This window comes from Streptomyces sp. NPDC006923 (genome assembly GCF_040635655.1).
Classification (GTDB): Bacteria; Actinomycetota; Actinomycetes; order Streptomycetales; family Streptomycetaceae; genus Streptomyces.
This window is the reverse complement of sequence record NZ_JBEYIF010000005.1, coordinates 120,982-143,165: the sequence shown is the minus strand read 5'-3', so window position 1 is coordinate 143,165 and position 22,184 is coordinate 120,982. Positions and strand designations below refer to the sequence as shown.

Genomic DNA, 22,184 nt, shown 5'->3' with positions numbered 1-22,184 from the left:
GTCCGGGAGCGGCTCTTTCGGCCGATATGTTCGCGGGACCGGCAGCGAACTCCCCGCAGTGACAGGTGGGCCCCACCATGAACCTCCGTGTGATCGGGCTCGTGGCGTTGGTGGTGACCGCCGCGCTGCTGCCCCTGGCCGCCTCCGCCGGACCCGTCGGCGGTCCCCGGTCCACGCCCCCCGCGGGCGGTACGGCGGCGCCGCTGGTGGACGCCACGGTGGGACGCGTGCCCGTCTCCGCGCCCGAACGGCCCGCGTACACGGAGGACTCCGCGGTGCGCCTGGTGGCACGATGTGGGCCGGAAGTCGTCTCTCCCGACGGCCTCACGGCCCAGACCTGCGTCCTGACCGAGGGCCGCGACACCTGGGCGCGCACCTACTACCGCAACGCGACAGGCGGTGAACCCCGGGCCGTACTCAGCCTGATGGGGCCGGGCGGACGGACCGTACAGGCGCACTGCGCGGTCGCGGCGGGGGACGAGCCCGGCATCTGTGAGACGCCACGCGAACCGTCCCGGGGGACGGCGGCGCACTACACGGCGATGGTGGAGTTCGCGGGCCCTTTAAACAGCCCGGACGGCCCGGACGGCCAAGAGATCGGACCTCTGCTGCTGCGGTCGGGGAGCAACTCCGCACCGTCCACGGCCCTTTGACGTTCCGGGATGATCCGGAAACGCAGACGCCCGGTCGCTGGCGACGGGGGATGCACCAGCGACCGGGCTTCTAGAACGGTAACAAGAGATCGGCGGTTAGCAAATTCGATCCGGTGTATTCGGACAGTGAATTACCTGCTGGTACGGGCGGGTGTGACAGGCATCACCGATTCTCACCGCCGAGGGCGACCGCGGCGGTGACTGTCACACACTCACACGCCGCCACGTCCGCCCCTGTCATCCCCCTCAGCTGAGGGTCACTTGGCGGTTGGTGAGACCGCCGCGGGCCCGGCGCTCGTCTGCGGTCAGCGGCGCGTCGACGGCCAGCGCCGCCGCCAGCCGCTCGGCGAACTCCGTCGCCGGCTTCTCGCACTCCTCCGCGCCCATCGTGCTCGGCAGGTCCCACACCGGCACCGTCAGCCCGTGCGCCCGGAAGGAGCCGACCAGGCGGGTCCCCTCGCCGAGGCTCGACGTGCCCGCGGCGTGCAGCCGGGCGAGCGCGTCCAGCAGCTTCTCCTCGGGGTGCGGCATGACCCAGCGCAGATGATTTTTCTCCGGTGTCTCGCACCAGTACGCGGCATCCGTGCCCGACAGCAGCGCGGTCGGGATCGCCGCGGCGTTGGCCCGCTCCAGTGAGGCGCTGACCTCGGCGGAGGCGTTCTCCGCGTCCGGTACCCAGAACTCGAATCCGGAGTGCACCACCGGTGTGAAGGCGGCCCCGGGGTCGAGCAGATCCTGCAGGCGCGGACCGTTGGCGGGCACACGCTGGGCGGCCACCGGGTTTCCGGGCTCGGCGGACAGCGCACGCTGGAGCGTGTCGGCGAGATCGCGGCTCAGATCACCGGACGAGGTGTCGTTCTGGAGCGCGAGCAGTACGGAACCGTCGTCGCGGCGCAGCGCCGGCCAGGCCATCGGCAGGACGGTCGCGAGCGTCACCGACGGCACGCCCTCGGGCAGCCCGTCCCTGAGGGTCAGCTCGACCGTCGCGGCGGGCACCAGCTCGCGCAGCGCGACCCAGTCGCACTCACCGGCCAGCCCCTCGAAGGGGCGCTGTACCAGCTCGGTCACGGCGTGCGCGGCCGCCCGGCCGTGACATGCCTTGTAGCGGCGGCCCGATCCGCACGGGCAGGGCTCGCGGGCCCCGACCACCGGAACCGGTCCGTCCTTGAGCTGCGCCTTGGTGGCCTTCGTCTGGGGGCGCTTCTTGGCCATGGTGTGGCTTTCTCCCGGTAGCGGCGGTGCGGTGTCGGCGCGAGCCTAGCCGTACTGGCATCCCCGGGCGCGCGATGCGACGCGCGAACCGGCGGAGCCGCCCCGGGCGGACGGACGCCCGGTGAATGCCTCGTACGCAAGTCCGGTGGCGGCGTTCCGCGTTCCGGGTCCGCGGACAGGCCGCCGAAGCCGCAAAAGACCGCCGAAGGCCGCGTAGACCGCAGAAGCGTGGCGGCCGGGGAAGGCAGGGGACTCGGTGCCGCCGCGGCCGCGACGCGTGTGCCGGATCGTTCCGGATCGGCTCAGTCCATGCCGTCGAAACCGTCCCCGAATGCCAGCCCGCCGACCCCGAGTCCGGGGCCAGTGACGCGCGTAGCGAAATCGTCGCGGCGATGCCCTTCGGAGACGATCGCCCACACCGTCACCTCTCCGGACGCGCTGTCCCGTACACCCCAGTCCTGGGCGAGAGCGGTGATGATGTTCAGCCCGCGACCGCCACGCGCCGTGACCGAGGGGGTGGACGGGACCGGCCGGGTCGGACCACCGCCGTCCGTCACCTCGACCGTCAGCCGTCCCGCCTTGTCGACTCGCCAGGCGGCGCGGATGTCGCCGTCACCGACCTGCGCGTCTCCCAGCGGCCTGCCATGCCGGCAGGCATTGCTCAGCAGTTCGGAAAGGATCAGTACGGCATCATCGACGACCGAATCCGACACTCCGCTGCGCCTCAGTTGCTCACGCATCAGATGCCGCGCTTCGCCCACGCCCGCTGGGCCATGGGGAACAGCCACGCACGACGACGTGGGCACTTCTGGTGCCACCACAAACGCCACCCCCGAGACCTCCTTTGCCCCACGCCACGGTGTGGATGCCCCATTGGCCTGGACCGGAAACCGGCCACGGGAGGGCCATTGACGCACTCCTGACGACCCAATACGGACTGAACGCGCCGGTGCACTCCTCGTCACCCTCCGTGCGGCGGAGTCGGGAGATATCAGGTGAGACGGCCCAGCTGGGACAGCACCTGTTTGGGGCGGTTGGTGATGATCGCCTCCACTCCGAGGCGGACACAGAGATCGACGTCTTCCGGCTCATTCACCGTCCAGACATGGACACGGTGCCCCGCCCTGTGCAGTCGGGCGATGTAACCGGGGTGGTTCCGGACGATCCGCATCCCGGGACCCGCGATCCGGGCACCGGCCGGCAGCCGTCCGTCGCGCAGCCGGGGCGAGAGGAACTGCATCAGATACACCGTCGGAAGACGTGGCGCGGCGAGCGCGATCCGGTGCAGCGAGCGCGCCGAGAAACTCATGATCCGTACGGTCGAGTCGCCCGGCGCCGGATCGTCCAGGCCGAACCGTCCCAGCAGATGGAGCAGCCGCTCCTCCACTTGGCCCGCCCAGCGGGTGGGGTGTTTGGTCTCGATGGCCAGTTGGACGGGGCGGCCCGCGTCCGCCACCAGTTCGAGCAGACGTTCCAGCGTCAGTACGGAGGTGAACTCACGGTCCCGCCAGTCCGGGCTCTCCTCGCTATCCTTCCAGGAGCCGAAATCGAGCGTCGCGAGGTCGGCGAGCTCCAGGGCGGAGACGGCACCGCGCCCGTTGGAGGTGCGGTTCACACGGCGGTCGTGCACACAGACGAGATGGCCGTCGGCGGTGAGACGTACATCGCACTCAAGGGCGTCGGCGCCGTCCTCGATGGCTTTCGTGTACGCGGCCAGGGTGTGTTCGGGTGCGTCCTCCGAGGCTCCCCGGTGGGCGACGACCTGGATGCTGTGTTGTCGTGCTTGAGTCACCGCGTCATGGTGCCATCGCGAGAGGGTAGCCGGGTGAACGGTCGGGGTTCCCCGGCCGGTCGGTTCCGGGTGCGTTCGTATTGTCCGGAATAAAAGATGGCGGGAGGACACACAGGTCCTGCTTACAGTGGCCTGATGTGCTGTGGGAAAAGCTGACCGCAGACACTTGGCCAGCGAGACTCTTGCCGAAGACTGATGTGGAACCGAGGAGAACGAGCTGTGAGCACCGAGAACGAGGGCAACGCGGTCCCCGCCGCCCCGTCCGTACCTCCCGTGCCGGATGCCGCTCCCGAGGGCACACCCGCGTCCGGTCCGCGAGAGGCCGGGCATGAGCCGGCGGCGGCAGCGGAGGAGCGTACGGGGGCTTCCCCCCAGCCCCCGTACGCCCCTGCGCCGCCGTCAGGAGCGGTCGCGGACGGCGGGACCCCCGAGGCGGACCGGGCGGCGGTCCCCGCGGCCGCCCAGGCGGGGTGGCCTCCGCCGCCCCCGCCCGAGTCGACGGCGTCCGGCGCCGGATGGCCTCCGCCGCCGCCCGCGCTTCCCTCGTACGGGGGCGGCGGCAACGGCCCGGTCTGGGGCGCCCCGGTGCCAGGAAACGAGCCGCCGCGCAGGCGGGCCGGCGGGCTGATCGCCGGTGCGGTCATCGCCGCGCTGATCGCGGGCGGTGTCGGTGGCGGTGTCGGCTACTGGGCCGCGGAGAACAACGACGACGGTTCGGCCGGTTCGACGACGGTTTCGGCCTCGGAAGCCCCGAAGGACCTCAAGCGTCCCGCGGGCACCGTCGCGTCGGTGGCCGGCAAGTCGCTGCCGAGCGTGGTGACCATCGAGGCCAAGGCAGGCGACGGCGAGGGCGGTACGGGCACCGGCTTCATCTACGACAAGCAGGGCCACATCCTCACCAACAACCACGTGGTGGCCTCCGCCGCCAACGGCGGCGCCCTCACCGCGACCTTCTCCAACGGCAAGAAGTACGAGGCCGAGGTCGTCGGCAGGGCCGAGGGCTACGACGTGGCCGTGGTGAAGCTGAAGGACGCCCCGCCCGGCCTGACCCCGCTGGCCCTCGGCAATTCGGACCGGGTCGCCGTCGGCGACTCGACCATCGCGATCGGCGCGCCGTTCGGCCTCTCCAACACCGTCACCACGGGCATCATCAGCGCCAAGAACCGCCCCGTGGCATCGGGCGACGGCTCCGGCGGCAGCAACTCGTACATGAGCGCCCTGCAGACCGACGCCTCGATCAACCCGGGCAACTCCGGCGGTCCGCTGCTGGACGCGCGCGGCGCGGTCATCGGCATCAACTCGGCCATTCAGTCCGCGGGCAGCGGCGGTCTGGGCCAGTCGCAGGCGGGCTCGATCGGCCTCGGCTTCGCCATCCCCATCAACCAGGCGAAGAACGTCGCCGAGCAGCTCATCAAGACGGGCCAGCCGGTCTACCCGCTGATCGGCGCCACGGTCACGATGGCCGACGGCGGCGAGGGCGCCACGATCTCCCCGCAGGGTGAGGGCGGCGCCCCGGCGGTCACCCCGAACGGCCCCGCCGCGAAGGCGGGTCTGAAGGCGGGCGACATCATCACCAAGTTCAACGACACCCCGATCGACAGCGGCCCGACGCTGATCGGCGAGATCTGGACCCACAAGCCGGGAGACAAGGTCACGCTGACCTACAAGCGCGACGGCAAGGAGTCGACGGTCCAGGTCACCCTGGGCGAGCGCAAGGGCGAGAGCTGACCGGCTAGGCTGTTCCTCGCGTCGTCCGCTCCCGGCGGACGACGCGAGGGTGGGTTGCCCGAGCGGCCTAAGGGAACGGTCTTGAAAACCGTCGTGGCAGCGATGTCACCGTGGGTTCAAATCCCACACCCACCGCAGACGAACGGCCCCTGACCAGGCGATACGGTCGGGGGCCCGTTGCCGTTTCGGGTGCCTGTTAGGCACCGTCTCTCCCTGCGGTTTACCGCTCTATCGGGCACGGATGGGGCACGCGGGGGGCACGCCCGGGGCACGGCGATCCAAGACGACTGGTGGCCAACCGGCTGCCCGCTAACGACTGATCGGGATCTCGTAGACGATCTCGCAGTGGGCCGCGGGCACCACGATGTCCGCAGTCTCGACGGGCTGTCCCTGGTCGCTGTAGTACGTCCGCCGGATGTGCGTGACGAGCGCGGCCTTCTGAATGCCGAGAAGTGACGCCTCTTCGGCTGTCGCCTGCCGCGGTTCCGGCTGCTCCACCGCGTGCCCGACGGCAACCCCGATCACGGCCATGCGGTTCACTACGCCCGCCCCGGCGTGGGGGCCACCCTCGGGGAGGACGACGAGCGTTCCGGCGGTGAGCTCGTACGGTTCCCAACTCGTCGAGAGCTGCACCGGCCTGCCGTCAGCCAGGAACTCGTAGATCGTCCGTACGCACAGATCGCCCTCGGCGATACCGAGCCTGGCCGCGATCTCCGCGGGGGCCGGCACCTTGGCGTCGGTGCGACTCTCCCAATCACCCTGCCTGCCCAAGGCCTTCATGTCAGCGCCGAACGGAGAACCGTCGCGCTGCTCGCGCGCCGTCGACCGGACGACCCGCACCCGCTGCCGGGACTCCGCGACGTACGTGCCAGAACCTGCTCGGCCCTCCAGCACCCCTTGGGAGATCAGCAACTCCTGTGCCCGGCGCACCACGTTCTCGCCCACGCCGCACTCCTGGCCGATCTGGGCGCGGGAGGGGAGGCGGTCACCGGGCTCCCATACGTGCTCCGCGATGCGCCGCCGGAGTTCGTCGGCGACGCGGAGATAGGGCGGCTGCTCAGGCATATGGAAAATCTAGTCCACTAGGTCTAATCTAGTTAACCAGCTTCACTCAAAGTGATCGCTGGTGACGGAGGCTGCCCTGTGCCCGGTTCGGGAGTTAGCGCGGCGTCCATCGCCGCCCGACTGTCCGCCGTCGGTCTCCCCGTACGCGTAGAGGAGCACGCCGGGTTCACGTCGGTCGAGGCGGAGGTACCAAACACGCTCTCCGCCGAGACATGGCGCGAAGTTCTGGAAGTGGTCGCTGAGGCCGATCGATTCGGGCTCCTGGCCACCAGCTTGAGCGGCCGCACCTTATGGGCGGTCGTACGCAAACGGTCCCCACGACGGGCGATGTCGGGGGACCGAGCTATCAGCGATAGGAGCTGAACAGCGTGCTCAACCGTATCCGCCGTGCCGCATCGCTCATCAGAGAGCGGCACTTCCCGGTGGGCCGGCATCGCCGCCCTTTATCGCCCGCCCGGCCGCCGGCCGCGCTCACCTTCCCCGCGCCCGCTGAGGCATCGACTGTCGTCCAGGGCCGGACTTCCTCTAGCGCAGCCGGTAGACACCCGCTCAGGGGTGAGGACATCGCGCTCGTCCGCCCTTACGTGCTGGCGTGGGAAGGCCGTGTACGGACACGAGCGGTCGTCATCGCCCCTCGTCTGCCTGCCGACGCCTGGTCGGCCCTCGGGGGAGTCCGCTGATGCCTTCTCCTCGACACCCGTACCTCGCGGACACCTCGTCCGTCCCCTACCAATCGACCGCGTGCCGGATCGGCACACACCCTGCCTGCGCGGAGGCATCCCCGGCCTCGGCTCCGGCCGGCGTCCCGCTGATCTATGAGGCGTGTGACTGCCCATGCCACTCGGCACCCGACCGGTTCGCGCCCGCGGAGGTGACGCTGTGAGGGGTTGGTCCCCAGGAGGCGCTCTGGGCATAAGCGTCGAGGTCACCGCGGACACCGTGCAACGCGGAGACATCATTCAACTCGGCGGCCGGGCCTGCCGGGTGCGCGACCTCTTCCAGCTCCCCAAGGGAGCGAAGCAACTGGTCTTCGAGTCGGGCGAGCTGCTGACCATTCACACGCGTACCCGGCTCATCGCCGTACGGCCGATAAGAAGGCGGTGACCGGATCCGTGGCCTCCCGCCATCGCGACATCGCCGACGACCTCCGGCACCAGATCACCTCCGGCCGTATCCAGCCCGGCGAACGCCTGCCGTCCGAAACCGTCCTGGCCCATCGGTACGCGGTCAGCACGGTGACACTGCGGCATGCCCTCTCCGTGCTCCAGGGCGAAGGCCTCGTCGAGAAAATCCATGGCAAGGGCAACTTCGTCCGTCGCCGCCTCCGGAAGCTCCTGTATGTCGGCGGCTGGGGCACGCTGGACCCGCGGGCCGCCGCTGATCCGACTTTGCGCGCATCACCTTACGCAGCACCACGGTTCTGGCTGACGTGCAGTTGACGACGTTGCTAAAGGTGCCGACGGGCAGCCCCCTCGCGGAGTTCTCCTGCCTCAGCTTCGAAGGAGAGACGCCGCACGGCCTCGCCCGCATCTACATACCCCGCGACCTGGCCCCGGCCCGAGTGCTCGACGCTGACTCCGCGTGCCGGGAGGCAGCCAAGAGACTCGGCTTCCTGGGTCTGCCGCCGGCCGCCGTTCCGGTTGATCCGCTTGCCCGTCCGCCGCAACGCGGCGGTCACCCGCGGGGCCCCGTAAGCACCGCGGGAGGTGGTGTGGATCTCGCGGATCTCCTCGGCCAGTTCCTCCTCGGACCGCTGACGCTCCTTCGCCGCCGGGCGGGCCTTCAGCCAGGCGTAATTACACCGAGCGGGCCAGATTCAGGGCCCGGCAGAGCAGGGCCACGCCGTAGCCGGCGGGGTTCGTCTCGGACGCCTTCTGCGCGTGGACGAAGCGGCACTTGGCGGCTACTTCGTCGTCTCCTTCGCGAAGAAGGCGGTCGCTTTTCCCAGGACCTCGATCGTCTGCTGCTGTTCACGGACCTTGCGCCGCAACCGCACCAGTTCCTCGCGCTCCGCACTGGTCAGGGCCCCGGCAGGCCCCTGCCCCCGGTCGATCTCTGCCTGCTTGACCCAGCCCCGCAAGCCCTCGGAACTCACCCCGAGCTCCCGGGCGACCTCGGTCACCGTCCGGCCGGACGAGATGACCAACGCGACCGCATCCCGCTTGAACTCCGGCGTGTACCGCTTGCTCGTACTGCTCTTCTTACTCACTACCTGAACTGCTTCCTCCGGGACCCATACGTCCCAGTATCAACCTGTCCAGGATTGTGGTGGAACTTCAGCTTCTCGGCGTAGTAGCACATGAGGTGAACGTACCTGGCACGGTGGCTTTGTTTGCGAGAACCGGTTCTCGCGAACAAAGCCAGGTCTTGCATGATGACCGGCATGAACACGGAAACCTGCGACCCAGCCGAGTTGGCCGCCCTCCGCGAGATCTTCGTGTCCCGTCCCGAGGCGGTGCCGCCAGCCGGCTCGGAGGCGGTGGGGTCCTTCGAGGCGGAGCACGGCATCGTGCTCCCGGAGCCGTATCGCACGTTCGTGGCGGAGATATGCGACGGATTGCGCGCGGGACCGCCCTACTACGGCCTTCTGCCCCTTGCGCAAACGCCCTCGGACTGGGGCTCGTACCGCCCCGAGCGCCTGCTTGCCGAGCCTTTTCCGCTCACGGCGGCATGGCTGTGGGAGGAGCAGGGGGACGAGGAGGCGCTGTCGGAGCAGGAGTTGGAGGACCGGAGAGACTGCGTGTTCGACCATGGCTCACTGCTGCTGGGCACCGACGGCTGCGGCATGTACTGGCACCTGATCGTCACCGGCCCGCAGCGCGGTCACGTCTGGCTGATCGACGAGAACGGCGCGGTGCCCTTCGGCACCTCCCTGATGCCGGGCACGCCCGGTTTCGCGGGGTGGGTGACCGCCTGGGCCAAGGGCCGCTCCTGGTTTGCGGACGCTTAGGAGCTCGGGGCCGCTCTCTTGATAAAGCTCCTTGAACGTTCCGCCCGGCGCAGGTAGAACCAGATGCGTGACCGTCTTCTACTGCGCGAAGTGTGGGACCGCGCTCACCGAGGACCTGGTGGCGCTGCCAATTGTTCCGAAGATGGATGACCCGGATCATGGCCGGGACAAGAAGACAGGTCGGGCTCGCTCCACCGTTCCTGGCGGGTACTACGCCATCGACCCCGACCCTTGGGGCGCTCCGTTCGTTGTCGCCGACGCATCCCGGCGCCTCGCTCGGGCAACAGGGCGCGAGCTGCTGAGAGCTGACGGCCACATCACCGTGTCCGCCGGTTGGCGTGACAGCTTCGTACTCCACCCGGACGATGTCCTGCCACGCCTCGAACCTTTCACGCGCGGGGACAACTGGGCCGGGTGCTGCGGTCCCACTGGCGCGCATGGCCCCAACCTGGCCTGCTTCTGCGGCTCACACCTGGCGACTTGGGCGGCCGACTGCTTGGGCCCGAATGAGCTCCACCTCGACCCGGTCCGTGTCTACGCCTGGCATCAGGGCGGACCAGCAGACCGCGGATGATGAAGGTGTGGCCCCACGGTCCCCAGCTGGCAACGGTGGACTCCTGACTCAGGAAGCACGACCTTGACCGAGGGGCACGCAGCGGGCACGACGATGACGACAACGGCTCCGCAGGGATGCCGGTATCTGTCTGACCTGCGAGGGAAGACGGGAAGCCCTTGATCGGCGAAAGGTCTTGAAAACCGTCGTGGCGCAAGTCACCGTGGGTTCAAATCCCACACCCACCGCACAGGTCAGAGAAGTAGCAGGTCAGAAGGGGTGCTCCTCAACGAGGGGCGCCCTTTCCATGTTCCCCGTGTCTCACCCTGTTGCGCTTGTGGATCACCTTGGATCAGTGTTCGTCCCCCAGCCGTCCCCCAGATCTAGGCAATCCTTGGGGTAGTCGAGCAGGGCGAGTCCAAGGGGTCAGCGACCAGTAGGGGCCCGAGTTACAAGTTCTTCTACGTCTTTCAAGGCACGCGGTTGCGCTCCGCTCCGCCGGGCGGCGCTCCCGGCTCCGCTGCGCGCTGCGCCCCTGCCTCCGGCCCGCTCCGCGCACGCTGCGCCGACGCATGGATGGTAGCGCCGGAGGCCATGAGGCGAGCGCCGCATGCGCGGACCACGGTCAAGGCCACGCCTCAGGCGGGGGATCGGCCGGCACTGGGGGAGAAGGGCGCCGTTCCCGCTCGTGGGCGGGGCAGTGTCGAGCTGAGCGCAGCTCCCGTCGTACAGCAGCGGAGTACAGCAACCACAGCAACCGGCGTTGCTCGCTGGCGTTCCTCTTGGACCGCAACGTGGCCGATAAGACTGTCCGTGTCTGGTCCACATAGAGCTACGGATCAGATGGTGACGGCGGATCGTGGCGGACGATGCGTCGGCCAGGAGGGGCCCACCAGATGAGTTGGTTGGCATGGGTTTGGCGGCCTCGAAGGATCTTGGCGTAGACGCGTTACCTGACTGCCAGGCTGTGGCCGGCGCGGCGGGCTACTTCTGAGGGTTCGACTCCCGCTTTGGTCCAGAGGGAGATTCCGGTGTGGCGGAGTGAGCAGGGACGTCTGCGAGGGGTGTTTTGGCGCCCTCCGGCGTGAGTGCCTGTTCACGCGCTTCCTTCCAGATCTCGCAGTACTCAGTCACCTGGGCCGCGCTGAGAACGATCCGCGCGGCCCGCCCGGACGGCGCCCCGATCTACGTGATCCTGGACAGCGAAAGAAGCATCCGCCGGGGCGGCAGACCCCTACCCACCGCGGCCTGACCACTCAACCCGGTGGACCTTCCCGGTCACAGCGCAGGCCGCGGGCCGGAACGTGACGGAGCCCGGGAGCATGTCCAGCTCCCGGGCTCCAGCTTGCCACCCATTTGCGCACACCGGCGGCGTTTAAGAACCGCGGGTCATGTTGAGATCGACGTGTTCTGCCTTTGAACTACAGCGCCACGAGAGAGGCGCCGGGGGGACTTGAACCCCCATCCGTCGATGTTCGCCCACGCTCGGTCGATCCGGTGTTCGGCGGCGAATACTGAGACTGGAGCGAGAATCTGAGTTTCACGGGGCCGCCTCTGCCAGGCTTGGGCCACCCCCGCACGTGGTGCGGGGAGAGGGATTCGAACCCCCAACTGACACCCCTTCATCAGCTTCAACATCAGTTTCAGCTTGCGCTCATCGCGCACCCTCCGCTCGCGACGGAGGGCGTATGTGGGGGCTACCGGAAGAGGTAGCCGAATACCGCGTCGCCGACCCGCTGGTCGGTGACCTCGGTGTTGTTCGCCTCCTCGCGGGCGAACTTGACGGACTGCTGAAGCTTCTCGACGCGGTCGAGGAGCTCGTTGACCCGCCGGGCGGGCAGCGCGCCGGAGAACTTCACCGTAGTCCAGTAACCGACCGGGACGTCCTCGTAGTAGACCTCGACCTGCGCCGGGTGCTTCTCCGTGGCCTCGGCCTTCACGTGGTTGCGCGGAACCTTCTTCGTGCGGATGGTCCGCACCGGGTCCGTCTTCCACGAGTCCGTCGAGGGGTCCAGGTTCCACGACTCGGAGGCGTCGAGCACCGGCAGCTTGCGCACGAAGGTGTGCAGGTCGGTGAGTTGCTTTTCCAGGAACAACAGGTACGGGACGGGCACCTGGGGCAACAGCACCGTACCGTCGACCACCACGTCCGCGACCGCGGACCGGTTCGCCCAGTCCTTCGTCGCGGTCACGTCGAAGAGCCGCGTCAGCGTCCCGGCGGTCGCCCGCAGAGCGTCCTCGGCCTTGATCTGCACCCGCGTGGACTCGGGCGGCAACTGCTCGCCCTCCTCGTCCTTGGGCTGGTAAGTCCGGGAGATGCCGGCCAGCAGGGCGGGCTTCTGCACGTCCTGGTGAGCCTGGGTGAGCTCTTGGAGGGCCTTGGACTTGACGCCCTTTTCGACTGCGATGATCTGATTCAGCTTCGGCACACGGCGAACCTAACAACCCCGCGCCGCACGCACATCCGATTAAACACCCGCCCCATCCCTTCCGGCCGAGAGGGCGGGGCGGCGAGTGTGAGCCAGGACCCGGGGCGCGAAGGTCACCAACCGTAAGGCGGCCGCCCGGCCGGCGGCCCGTTCGGTGCATCGCAACGCGGAGGGCCAGGGGCTCCTACCGGACGTACCTCGGTGGTCCGTTCCGCCCTTACCACTTGGTTCACGGCTCGCCAGAAGTGGGCGGCTCGGCCGTGACGTTCCTGGCCTTGCGCAAGAGCAGTCCGGAAGCGGTCGGGTTGGGGTCATACGGGCCGCAGCTTTCGCCCCGAGGCGTCGGCGGCACCCGTCCGTACGGGGGACCGGCCCCCTCCCCTGAGGGCGCCGCCGCCGTGGGTCAGGGGCCTGCCGTGAGCCGGGCGGCCGAGGCGATGGTCGCGCGTGCCTCGTGCTCGTCCAGTCCCGTGCGTACGGCGGCGTCGACGAGGGCCTCCGCGAGCGCCTCGCCGAAGCCGTGTTCGTAGGCGCGGCACGCGGCCCAGAACAGCCGGGTATTGCGCTGTCCCTCCCGCGCGGCGAGGACGAACCGCACCAGCCCGCTCCCCTGCGGCGGCTGGCTCTGGGGGCGGTGAGGGCGGGCCGGGGGAGTGAGCAGGCGCAGCAACTCGGGTGGGCAGGGCGCCGGCGCCAGGCCGGCGGTACCGGGCGCCGTCCGGTAGGCGCCGCGCGCGGTGACCGAGCCGGGGCCCACGAGATAACCGCCGGCGCCGCGGACGTCGATGCCCGGGGCGAGCCGGCTCGCCGAGTTGGGCACCACGACATCCGGCGGTCCCGTCAGCCAGAGGTGCCGGCCGCCGCTCGGGGTCAGGACGGTCACCGTCTCCGGCACCGTGAACTGATGCCGGCGGGCCAGCCGCTGGAGGGCGGCCACGGAGTCCGGGACGGAATCGGGGACGGGGTCGAGGACGGACGGGGAGGCCGGCCCGGGCCCCGTTCCGGTGGCGCCGTCCTCGTGGGTGATGTCCAGGTCGATGCCGATGAGCCGGTGCGGGGGCCGGCCGCAGGCGATGCCGTAGCCGGTCGCCCAGGGCGCGGCGGCGAACAGGGCGCGTACGCCGGCCGGATCGGTGGTGGCGTCGTGCACGCCGTGGCCGGGCAGTCCGCACTCGCCGTGGCAGTGGCTCCGCTCCGGGGCGCCCCGGTGGGGCGAACGCAGCGCGGGGAGTTTGGTGGAGGACAAGGGGATGACGGGCAGTCCGCGCTCGGCGGCGGACAGCGCGTGGATGAGGGCCAGGTTGGCGGGGCGCCGGACGGTGGTGGCCATGGCTCTATTTTCGTACAGACGTTCGAAGAAGGGAAGGGCGCCCGATGAGGGGCGGGCGGGATCCGGAATGTGCCCCCTCCCTGTCGCCCGTTTTCTGTCCGAGGCAGGCTGTCCGAGGCGGGCTGTCCGAGGCAGGTTGTTCGCGCCGGTGGCAGGCGCCGTTCCCGTGCAGGTGTTCGGACGCCTGGACGGTCCGCCCGGCCCGGCGGGGCATCCGCCCGTCCGCCGTGGCCCCGGCACGGACCCTGACAGACTCGTGGCCCTTCTCCACCTTCAGGAGGTGGGGCCGGCACCACCCCTACACCCTGAGGCGGACATCGCTTCGGGACCTGGGGCCGATCCCCCGAGGTGGGCCCGCTCCTAGCGTGGATCCCATGACCACGCCTGTCCGCACGAGCGCCTCCCCAGTCGTCAGGGCGGCCTCGTACCCGCCGTATCCGCCTTACGCGTCGTTCTCCTCGTACGTACGGGCGCGGGGTCCCGTACTGCTGCGTACGGCCCGCTCGCTCACCGCCAATCCGAGTGACGCGGAAGATCTGCTGCAGACCGCCCTCACCAAGACGTACATGGCCTGGGACCGGATCGAGGACCACCGGGCCGTGGACGGCTATGTGCGCCGCGCCCTGGTCAACACCCGTACGTCGCAGTGGCGCAAACGCAAGGTCGACGAGTTCGCCTGTGACGAGCTGCCCGAGCCGGCCGGCGCGCCGGAGCCGGACCCGGCCGAGCGGCAGGTGCTGCACGACGCGATGTGGCGCGCGGTGATGAGACTTCCCGCCCGTCAGCGGGCCATGGTCGTCCTGCGCTACTACGAGGATCTCAGCGAGGCCCAGACCGCCGAGGTCCTCGGTGTCTCGGTCGGCACGGTCAAGAGCGCGGTGTCGCGCGCCCTCGGAAAGCTGCGTGAGGATCCCGAGCTGTTGCCCGTCCGCTGAACCCCCGGCGGCTTCGCGGCGGCTTCCCCGTGACCTTCCGGCGGCTTCTCCGCGGTCGTCGGCCCGGTGGTCCGTGCGTGGTACCTCTACTCCCGGGTAGTGACATACCGCGCGGTACGTGCGCAGAATCTCGGCAACTGCCCTGTCGCGCCAACGTCCACCGGGAGGACGCCGTGCTGAGCACCATGCAGGACGTACCGCTGACTGTGACCCGCATCCTGCGCCATGGGATGACCATCCATGCGAAGTCGCTGGTCACGACCTGGACCGGCGAGGACGAGCCACAGCGTCGCAGTTTCGGTGAGATCGGCGGGCGGGCGACGCGCCTCGCCGGCGCCCTGCGTGACGAACTCGGGGTGGGCGACGACGAGCGCGTGGCCACCCTCATGATGAACAACGCCGAGCACGTCGAGGCATATCTCGCGATCCCCTCGATGGGCGCGATCCTCCACACCCTCAACCTCCGGCTTCCCGCACGGCAGTTGATCTGGATCGTCAATCACGCCGCCGACCGTGTGATCCTCGCGAACGGCTCGCTGCTGCCGCTGCTCGCCCCGCTCCTCCCGCATCTGCCGACCGTCGAACACGTCGTCGTCTCCGGCCCCGGCGACCGGGCCCTCCTCGACGGAGCCACCGCGCGGGTCCATGAGTACGAGGAGCTGATCGCGGGCCGCCCCACCGCCTTCGACTGGCCCGAGCTGGACGAGCGGTCAGCCGCGGCCATGTGCTACACCTCGGGCACCACCGGCGATCCCAAGGGCGTTGTCTTCTCCCACCGCTCCATCTATCTGCACTCGATGCAGGTCAACATGGCCGAGTCCATGGGGCTGACCGATCGGGACACGTCCCTGGTGGTGGTGCCCCAGTTCCATGTGAACGCCTGGGGGCTGCCGCACTCCGCGTTTATGACCGGCGTGAGCATGCTCATGCCCGACCGCTTTCTGCAGCCCGCTCCGCTCGCCGAGATGATCGAGCGCGAGAAGCCCACCCATGCGGCCGCCGTCCCCGCCATCTGGCAGGGGCTGCTGGCCGAGGTCACCGCCCGCCCGCGCGATCTGACCTCCATGACCAGGGTCACCATCGGCGGCTCCGCCTGTCCGCCGTCGCTGATGGAGGCGTACGACACGCTCGGTGTACGGCTCTGCCACGCCTGGGGCATGACGGAGACCTCGCCGCTCGGCACGATGTCCAACCCGCCCGCCGGGCTCACCGACGAGCAGGAGTGGCCCTACCGCATCACCCAGGGCCGCTTTCCGGCCAGTGTCGAGGCCCGGCTGGCCGGTCCCGGTGGCCGCTTATTGCCATGGGACGGCGAGTCGGCGGGTGAGCTGGAGGTGCGGGGTCCATGGATCGCGGGCGCGTACTACGGCGGGGCGGGCGCCGAGGAGATCAAGCCCGCGGACAAGTTCAGCGAGGACGGCTGGCTCAGGACCGGCGACGTCGGCGTCATCAGCGCCGACGGCTATCTCACCCTCACCGACCGCGCCAAGGACGTCATCAAGTCCGGTGGCGAATGGATCTCCAGCGTCGAGCTGGAGAACGCGCTGATGGCGCATCCGGAGGTGGTGGAGGCGGCGGTCGTGGCCGTACCGGACGAGAAGTGGGGCGAGCGGCCGCTCGCGACGGTCGTTCTTCGGGAGGGCGCGAGCGCCGACTACGCGGCGCTCAGGGACTTCCTGGCGGGGAGCATCGCGAAGTGGCAGCTTCCCGAGCGATGGGCGGTGGTGCCCGCGGTGCCGAAGACGAGTGTCGGGAAGTTCGACAAGAAGGTGATCCGCAAGCAGTACGCGGACGGGGAGCTGGACATCACCCGGCTGTAACGCGTGCCGGAGCGAGCTGAGCGGACTTCAGGCACCGCGTAGGACCGGCTGAGTGCCGACCGGTCGTACGCGGGCCTTTTGGATGCGCCCTAGTTTGTACCGATCTTCGCCAGCAGCTCGACAATCCGGGCCTGCACCTCGTCACTGGTGGAGCGCTCCGCGAGAAACAGCACGCTCTCCCCGGAGGCGAGCCGCGGCAGCTCCGCCCGCTCGATGCCGACGGCGGTGTAGACGACCAGCGGCGTTCTGTTCAACTGGCCGTTCGCCCGCAGCCAGTCGATGATTCCCGCGCGTTGACGGCGTACCTGCATCAGATCCATGACCACCAGATTCGGCCGCATCTGGCTGGCGAGGATGACCGCTTCGCTGTCGTTGGCCGCCCGCGCGACCTGCATGCCGCGCCGCTCCAGCGTCGCCGTCAGGGCCAGCGCGATCTCCTCGTGCTCCTCGATCACCAGGACGCGCGACGGATGCTGTTCGCTGTCGCGCGGTGCCAGGGCCTTGAAGAGCACGGCCGGGTCCGCGCCGTACGCCGCCTCCCGGGTCGCCTGGCCCAGACCCGCCGTCACCAGGACGGGGACCTCGGCCGCGACCGCGGCCTGGCGCAGGGACTGAAGAGCGGTACGGGTGATCGGACCGGTCAGCGGGTCGACGAACAGCGCCGCCGGGAACGCGGCGATCTGGGCGTCCACCTCCTCGCGGGAGTGCACGACCACCGGACGGTAACCGCGGTCGCTCAGTGCCTGCTGAGTGGAGACATCGGGCGCGGGCCACACCAGCAGCCGGCGGGGGTTGTCGAGCGGCTCGGGAGGGAGTTCGTCGTCGACGGGCCGGGGCTGCGGGCGGTTCGCGACCTCGACGGCGCCACCGGGGCCGTCCAGCGGCTCGGGGCCTTCGGCGCCCTCGTCCGGTGCGCCGATCGCATAGGACCGTCCCTCTTGATGGGCGGCGGGCATCCGCGAACCGCCCTGGGAGGAAGCACCGGTCTGGGGCTGGCTCGGGGCCCCGCCGCGCGCCTGGGCCGGGGCGTGGCCCTGCGGCCCCGCCGGGCCCTGCGGCTGCGGCAGGCCCGGAGTCCCCGGCGCCGGCGCGGTGTTCGCGTCCGCCCGCTCGTCGCCGTCCGGAGGCGTGCCCAGCTTGCGGCGGCGGCCGGAGCCGAGGGACTGGGGCTGGGCGGGGTTCGGCTGCTGCGAGAGGTGCTGCGCCAGCGGCACGCCCTGGCCGAGCGTGCGCACGCTGTAGGCACGTCCCTGGGTGGAGTCCGGCGGGACGGGTGCCTCCTCCGGCAGGGGCTGTGCGGGCGGCAGCGGCTGACGAGCGGTGGGCCGGACGGCGGGCTCCGGCGGTGCGGTCGGCGCGCTCGGTACGTTTCCGGTGCCGCCGCTCGGGCCCGGGTCGTCGGGCCAGCCGGGCGGCCCCGGCATCATGCCGAAGCCCGAAGTCGTGGGCGCTTCCTGACCGTTGGACGCCGGTCCGGTGCGCTGGCCGGGCAGGGACAGGCCGGGCGGGGCCTGTCCGGGTGTCGCCCAGCCGTTCGGATCGGCGGACATGGCGCCGGTGCCGGCTTCCGCGGGACTCGCGCCCGCGCCGGCCGTGGTCGGTCCGGCGGGCCCGAGGCCCGGCTGCGGTGCGGCGTCGCCGTGCGCCCGGCGCCGCCCCGATGGCAGCGGATGCGCCTGTGGCGGGGTGTGGTCGGCGTCCGGTGGCGTACGTACGGCGTCGTGCCGGCCCTCCGGCGAGGCGTTCGGCGCGGCCGGGCGGGCGGGGCGCGTGGGCATGGCCATGGGCGCGGGCGGTGCGGTGGGCGGGGCCGTGACCGGGGCGCGGTCGGCGGCGGCGGGCGGCAGGGCGAACGCGCTGCGGGCTCCCTCCGCCTCGGCCGGTACGGCGGTGTGCCGTTCCTGGGCGGGGGCGAGCGCGCGCCGGGCCCGGCGGCCGGCCGGCTGCGCCTGAGCGGCCCCGCCCGCCGGAACCGACTGCCCCGGAACCGACTGCGCGGGGGGCATCGGAGCGGGCGGCAGGGGGGCGGGCGGCTGGAACTGCGGCGCTGCCATGGACGCGGGCGCGGGAGCAGGCGCCTGCCCGGCGAAACCGGACGGCGCGGCGGGAAAGACGGACGGCGCGGCGGGCTGAGCGGGCGCGGCGGGCGGCGTGGGAGCGGCGGGCAGTGCCGGAAGCGCCCGCTGCCCGCTGTGGCGCGCCCGGCGGCCCGTCTCCGCGGCAGCGGCGTCGGCGGGCACACCCTGGGGCGGTACGGCGGCGCCGCGCGCCGCGCGTCCCATCGGATGAGCGCCCTCGGCGGCCGTCACCACCGAGCCCTCGGAGGGGCCGGCAGCCGGCAGCGCGAGCGCGGAGCCGGGGTTCGGCGCCGCGGCGGCGGCGTCCTCCGCCGGGCTCGGCCGCCCGCGCCTGCGGCCGGTGCCGCCGCCCGAGCCGGACTCCTGCGCCGGAAGCGGATCGGGCCGCCCGTCCGTACGACCGTCCGGCCCCGGAACGCCGGCTGCGGTTTCGGGCCCGGCCGCACGCGCACGGCGGCGGCCCGTCGGCTCCCCGGTGTCCTCTCCCGGCCCGTCCAGAAACGCGTCCGTGGACGCCCGGCGCGCACGTCGCCTGCCGCCGCCCGACGTTCCGGGACCCTGCTGCGCGGCGGGCAGCGCCGGCTGCGCGGGCGCCGGCACCTCGGCGGGCGGCGGCACCGTCCCCGCTCCCTCACCCAGCGGCAGCTCCAGCACATACGCGCTGCCGCCCAGCCCCGGCATCTCATGCGTCTGGAGCACCCCGCCGTGCGCGCGCACGATCCCGCGGACGATCGGCTCGTGCACCGGATCGCCACCGGCGAACGGCCCGCGCACCTCGATCCGTACGACATCACCGCGCTGGGCGGCGGCCACCACGATCGTCGAGTCGACGTAACCGCCGCCCGGGACCAGCCGGGTCCGGCCCGTCGAGTCGACTCCGGCCACATCCGCGACGAGATGCGCGAGCGCCGTCGCCAGCCGGCCCGCGTCCACCTCGGCCTCGATCGGCGGGGCATGCACCGCGAACTGGGCCCGGCCAGGACCGATCAGCTCGACCGCGCCCTCGACACCGGCCGCCACGACCGCGTCGAGCAGGGTGTTCGTCTTGGAGAGCTGCTCCACGCCGGTGTCGAGCCGCTGATACCCGAGGACGTTGTCCACGAGCGTGGTCATCCGGGCGTAGCCGGCGGCGAGATGGTGCAGGATCTGGTTCGCCTCGGGCCAGAGCTGCCCGGCGGGGTCGGCGGCGAGCGTGGCCAGTTCGCCGCGCAGTTCCTCCAGCGGCCCGCGCAGCGATTCGCCCAGGACGGCGGTCAACTGGGAGTGCCGGGCGGTCGTCTCCTCGTACCGCTCGGTCAGTTCCTCGATCTCGGCCGCGTACCGGTCGCTGCGGTCGGCGAGCTCCGCGGCGTGCCGCTCGGTCGCCTCCGCCAGCTCGGTGGTGAGGCGGTCGGTCGTTTCCGTCAGCTCGGTGCTGAGGCGTTCCGTCGTCTCCGTCAGCTCCGCCGCGTGCCGTTCCTTCGCCTCGGTCAGCTCCGCGGTGTGCTGCTCGATCAGCTCGTCGTACGGACGCCGGTCGGTGAAGGTCATGACGGCACCGACGAGCTGGTCGCCGTCCCGTACCGGCGCGGTCGTCAGATCAACCGGCACCCGCTTGCCGCTCTTCGCCCACAGCACCTGTCCGCGCACCCGGTGCTTGCGGCCGGACCTGAGCGTGTCCGCGAGCGGCGAGTCCTCGTACGGGAACGGCTCGCCGTCCGCGCGCGAGTGCAGGATCAGCGGGTGGAGCTGATGGCCGCCGAGGTCGCTCGCGCGGAAGCCCAGGATCTGCGCGGCGGCGGGGTTGACCAGGACGACCCGGCCCTCGGTGTCCGTACCGACGACACCCTCCGACGCGGCCCGCAGGATCATCTCGGTCTGCCGCTGCGAACGGGCCAGCTCGGCCTCGGTGTCCATGGTCCCGGACAGATCCCGGACGACCAGCATGAGCAGCTCGTCGCCGGTGTAGCTGTGCGAGTCGTTGTACGCGTCCCGGCCGTCCTCCAGCGCGGCGCTGGTGACCTCGGCCGGGAACTCACCGCCGTCGGTCCGCCGGGCGATCATCCGCGTCGGCTTGGTACGGCCGCGCGCGTCGGCCGAGTCCGGGCGGCGCATCGAACCGGGGATCAGCTTGGAGTCGAACTCCGGCAGCAGATCGAGCAGCCCGCGGCCGACCAGCGCCGTGCCGGGCGTCTCGAACATCTCCAGCGCGATGGTGTTGGCGTTGACGACCGTGCCGTTGGCGTTGACGAGCACCAGGCCGTCGGGGAGTGCGTCGAGTATCGCCGCGAGGCGAGCAGCGCCTCGGGATGGCCTGCTGCTCACGAGACGCTTCCTCCCTGACTTACTGCACCTTGCGGACGACCGGTCCCATATTGCCCTCCGGGCCCCGGCCTGTCACTGAAGGGAGTCTAAGGGCTGAGGAGGTGACCGCGACGGCGGATGAGGGGGAGCCCTCGACGAGGACATGTGCGAACGGTGCGTGCCGCCGTCCCGTCACCGGTCCGTGGTCCCTCCCGTGACCTGCTGGTGAACGACGGAACGCCCCGCCCTACGACCTGGCGCTCGGCAGTACGGGCTCCAGCGTCTGCCAGCGGGCGATCTCGCAGCCGTCCTTCCGGCTGAACGCGGCGTCGACGCTCCGGCCCTGCCAGGTGCCGGTGACACGCGCGGTGGCGGGGCCGCCGTACTGCAGCGTGCACTGCGTGTCCTTGGGCACCGGCGCGAAGGGGTCCCGCCCCTCGCGGGCGAGGGTGGCCAGCCGGTCGCACGCGGCCCGGGCCTGCGGATGTGTGCCTCCGGCGGGCTCGCACTTCAGCTTGTAGGTCCCGTCGACGTTCTTGAGCCCGCTGTCCGCGACGGTGACGGTGAACTCGTCCGGGGCGTTTTCGAGCAGGGGCAGCGGAAGCGCCGCCAGCCCGGTGAGCGAGTCGGCCGAGGGGCCGGGCGCGGCGGAGGCGGCGGGCGCGATGCCGCTCAGCGCGGCGGCGCACGCGGCGAGGGCGGTGACGGCGGTGAAGACGGGGCGACGCGGCATGGCAGCTCCTGACGGGTTACGGATCGGGGGCGGCGCCCCGCCCTCTCTAACGCGCGTCAAGCCCCGGCGTTGCGCGGCCGGAGATGCTTTGCTCTGCGCCCCGCCCGCCTAGTACCGTGAGAAGCGATTGGTGACACCCCACCCGGCTGTGTCATCATCTGCACGCGACATCCGCGCTCGCGCGGGTGTGCTGGAGGCGTCGCCTAGTCCGGTCTATGGCGCCGCACTGCTAATGCGGTTTGGGTCTTAAAGCCCATCGAGGGTTCAAATCCCTCCGCCTCCGCGCGTTGATCACCGAAGCCCCGGCCAGACGGCCGGGGCTTCGGTCGTTCATCCGGAGGTTCTGGGGCATTTCCGCAGGTCAGGCAGGGTTTGGCTAATGGATTTCACCTGACGCCGCAGGTCATGTAATGTTGTTCCCGCAACGCCGACCGGGAAGAAAAGCCCGGAACGCCAAGCACTCGTAGCTTAACGGATAGAGCATCTGACTACGGATCAGAAGGTTGCAGGTTCGAATCCTGCCGAGTGCACAGCAGGCCAGAGGCCCTGTCGAGAGATCGACAGGGCCTCTGCTTTTTGCGTTGACGGCAGTGTTTGACGGCAACCGCCCCAGGAGGTTTCGG

Annotated in this window: 15 protein-coding genes, 3 tRNA genes and 3 pseudogenes; 11 read left to right on the top strand and 10 right to left on the bottom strand. The window is 70.8% G+C overall.

Annotation, left to right across the window (positions count from 1 at the left end):
* Window positions 1-77 precede the first annotated feature (77 nt).
* On the top strand, window positions 78-653 hold the full coding sequence (locus ABZ707_RS11755) for a hypothetical protein (protein WP_360171692.1): 576 nt from the start codon (window positions 78-80) through the stop codon (window positions 651-653).
* A gap of 246 nt (window positions 654-899) precedes the next feature.
* Here the strand turns inward: ABZ707_RS11755 and ABZ707_RS11750 are convergent, their stop codons facing one another.
* The 3 genes from ABZ707_RS11750 to ABZ707_RS11740 all read right to left on the bottom strand — a co-directional run bounded on the left by ABZ707_RS11750 (window position 900) and on the right by ABZ707_RS11740 (window position 3,657).
* Window positions 900-1,865 carry a DUF5926 family protein gene (locus tag ABZ707_RS11750; RefSeq protein WP_360171689.1) on the bottom strand — a complete coding sequence of 322 codons (966 nt, stop codon included), beginning with the start codon at window positions 1,863-1,865 and terminating at the stop codon, window positions 900-902.
* A 302-nt stretch (window positions 1,866-2,167) separates the two neighbouring features.
* Window positions 2,168-2,782: an ATP-binding protein gene (locus ABZ707_RS11745; RefSeq protein WP_360171686.1), complete on the bottom strand. Its 615-nt coding sequence runs from the start codon at window positions 2,780-2,782 to the stop codon at window positions 2,168-2,170.
* A 74-nt stretch (window positions 2,783-2,856) separates the two neighbouring features.
* A complete protein-coding gene (locus ABZ707_RS11740) occupies window positions 2,857-3,657 on the bottom strand; it encodes a glycerophosphodiester phosphodiesterase (RefSeq protein WP_360171683.1) in 801 nt (266 codons plus the stop codon).
* A 219-nt stretch (window positions 3,658-3,876) separates the two neighbouring features.
* Here ABZ707_RS11740 and ABZ707_RS11735 point away from each other — a divergent pair, with 219 nt between their 5' ends.
* Both ABZ707_RS11735 and ABZ707_RS11730 read left to right on the top strand, forming a co-directional pair.
* Complete coding sequence (locus tag ABZ707_RS11735) at window positions 3,877-5,385, top strand: trypsin-like peptidase domain-containing protein (RefSeq protein ID WP_360171680.1); 1,509 nt, start codon at window positions 3,877-3,879, stop codon at window positions 5,383-5,385.
* Window positions 5,386-5,433: 48 nt separating this feature from the next.
* Window positions 5,434-5,520 (top strand) — tRNA-Ser (locus ABZ707_RS11730).
* 174 nt (window positions 5,521-5,694) lie between these two features.
* Here the strand turns inward: ABZ707_RS11730 and ABZ707_RS11725 are convergent.
* On the bottom strand, window positions 5,695-6,450 hold the full coding sequence (locus ABZ707_RS11725) for a GntR family transcriptional regulator (protein WP_360171677.1): 756 nt from the start codon (window positions 6,448-6,450) through the stop codon (window positions 5,695-5,697).
* Window positions 6,451-6,528: 78 nt separating this feature from the next.
* Here ABZ707_RS11725 and ABZ707_RS11720 point away from each other — a divergent pair.
* The 3 genes and pseudogenes from ABZ707_RS11720 to ABZ707_RS11710 form a co-directional block, all read left to right on the top strand.
* Window positions 6,529-6,806 (top strand): annotated as a pseudogene (locus tag ABZ707_RS11720) (hypothetical protein).
* Window positions 6,807-7,329: 523 nt separating this feature from the next.
* Entirely contained in the window at window positions 7,330-7,554 is a 225-nt protein-coding gene (locus ABZ707_RS11715) for a hypothetical protein (protein ID WP_360171674.1), read from the top strand.
* Window positions 7,551-8,053: pseudogene (locus tag ABZ707_RS11710) on the top strand (GntR family transcriptional regulator); the annotation flags it as partial. The gene ABZ707_RS11715 and the pseudogene ABZ707_RS11710, both read left to right, overlap by 4 nt.
* Before the next feature lie 42 nt (window positions 8,054-8,095).
* On the opposite strand, the pseudogene ABZ707_RS11705 reads toward ABZ707_RS11710, so the two are convergent.
* Window positions 8,096-8,188, bottom strand: a pseudogene (locus ABZ707_RS11705) (IS3 family transposase); the annotation flags it as partial.
* A 165-nt stretch (window positions 8,189-8,353) separates the two neighbouring features.
* Window positions 8,354-8,659, bottom strand: coding sequence for a transposase (locus ABZ707_RS11700; RefSeq protein WP_360171671.1), 306 nt, complete (start codon window positions 8,657-8,659; stop codon window positions 8,354-8,356).
* 162 nt (window positions 8,660-8,821) lie between these two features.
* Here ABZ707_RS11700 and ABZ707_RS11695 point away from each other — a divergent pair, with 162 nt between their 5' ends.
* Window positions 8,822-9,400 (top strand): SMI1/KNR4 family protein, encoded by a 579-nt coding sequence (locus tag ABZ707_RS11695; RefSeq protein WP_360171668.1) that lies wholly within the window; start codon window positions 8,822-8,824, stop codon window positions 9,398-9,400.
* A 2,250-nt stretch (window positions 9,401-11,650) separates the two neighbouring features.
* Here the strand turns inward: ABZ707_RS11695 and ABZ707_RS11690 are convergent.
* Window positions 11,651-12,382: a hypothetical protein gene (locus ABZ707_RS11690; RefSeq protein WP_006376607.1), complete on the bottom strand. Its 732-nt coding sequence runs from the start codon at window positions 12,380-12,382 to the stop codon at window positions 11,651-11,653.
* 403 nt (window positions 12,383-12,785) lie between these two features.
* Entirely contained in the window at window positions 12,786-13,712 is a 927-nt protein-coding gene (locus ABZ707_RS11685) for a bifunctional DNA primase/polymerase (RefSeq protein ID WP_360171665.1), read from the bottom strand.
* 374 nt (window positions 13,713-14,086) lie between these two features.
* Between ABZ707_RS11685 and ABZ707_RS11680 the strand changes: the two genes are divergently transcribed.
* Together ABZ707_RS11680 and ABZ707_RS11675 are read left to right on the top strand one after the other, a co-directional pair.
* The gene (locus tag ABZ707_RS11680) at window positions 14,087-14,647 is read left to right on the top strand and encodes a SigE family RNA polymerase sigma factor (protein WP_360171662.1); all 561 of its coding nucleotides are present in this window, start codon (window positions 14,087-14,089) and stop codon (window positions 14,645-14,647) included.
* A gap of 173 nt (window positions 14,648-14,820) precedes the next feature.
* A complete protein-coding gene (locus ABZ707_RS11675; protein WP_360171659.1) occupies window positions 14,821-16,467 on the top strand; it encodes a long-chain fatty acid--CoA ligase in 1,647 nt (548 codons plus the stop codon).
* An 89-nt stretch (window positions 16,468-16,556) separates the two neighbouring features.
* On the opposite strand, the gene ABZ707_RS11670 is transcribed toward ABZ707_RS11675, so the two are convergent.
* On the bottom strand, window positions 16,557-20,849 hold the full coding sequence (locus ABZ707_RS11670; protein WP_360171656.1) for a PAS domain-containing protein: 4,293 nt from the start codon (window positions 20,847-20,849) through the stop codon (window positions 16,557-16,559).
* A 226-nt stretch (window positions 20,850-21,075) separates the two neighbouring features.
* Window positions 21,076-21,561: an SSI family serine proteinase inhibitor gene (locus ABZ707_RS11665; protein ID WP_360171653.1), complete on the bottom strand. Its 486-nt coding sequence runs from the start codon at window positions 21,559-21,561 to the stop codon at window positions 21,076-21,078.
* Window positions 21,562-21,753: 192 nt separating this feature from the next.
* On the opposite strand from ABZ707_RS11665, the gene ABZ707_RS11660 reads away from it, so the two are divergent.
* Together ABZ707_RS11660 and ABZ707_RS11655 are read left to right on the top strand one after the other, a co-directional pair.
* Window positions 21,754-21,844: transfer RNA gene (locus ABZ707_RS11660), tRNA-Ser, on the top strand.
* A 174-nt stretch (window positions 21,845-22,018) separates the two neighbouring features.
* Window positions 22,019-22,091: transfer RNA gene (locus ABZ707_RS11655), tRNA-Arg, on the top strand.
* Window positions 22,092-22,184 lie beyond the last annotated feature (93 nt).

Bases quoted from the DNA above. Each gene is read 5' to 3' on its own strand.
- ABZ707_RS11755 (WP_360171692.1), top strand. From the start codon at position 78: ATGAACCTCCGTGTGATCGGGCTCGTGGCGTTGGTGGTGACCGCCGCG.
- ABZ707_RS11750 (WP_360171689.1), bottom strand. From the start codon at position 1,865: ATGGCCAAGAAGCGCCCCCAGACGAAGGCCACCAAGGCGCAGCTCAAG.
- ABZ707_RS11725 (WP_360171677.1), bottom strand. From the start codon at position 6,450: ATGCCTGAGCAGCCGCCCTATCTCCGCGTCGCCGACGAACTCCGGCGG.
- ABZ707_RS11695 (WP_360171668.1), top strand. From the start codon at position 8,822: ATGATGACCGGCATGAACACGGAAACCTGCGACCCAGCCGAGTTGGCC.
- ABZ707_RS11685 (WP_360171665.1), bottom strand. From the start codon at position 13,712: ATGGCCACCACCGTCCGGCGCCCCGCCAACCTGGCCCTCATCCACGCG.
- ABZ707_RS11680 (WP_360171662.1), top strand. From the start codon at position 14,087: ATGACCACGCCTGTCCGCACGAGCGCCTCCCCAGTCGTCAGGGCGGCC.
- ABZ707_RS11665 (WP_360171653.1), bottom strand. From the start codon at position 21,561: ATGCCGCGTCGCCCCGTCTTCACCGCCGTCACCGCCCTCGCCGCGTGC.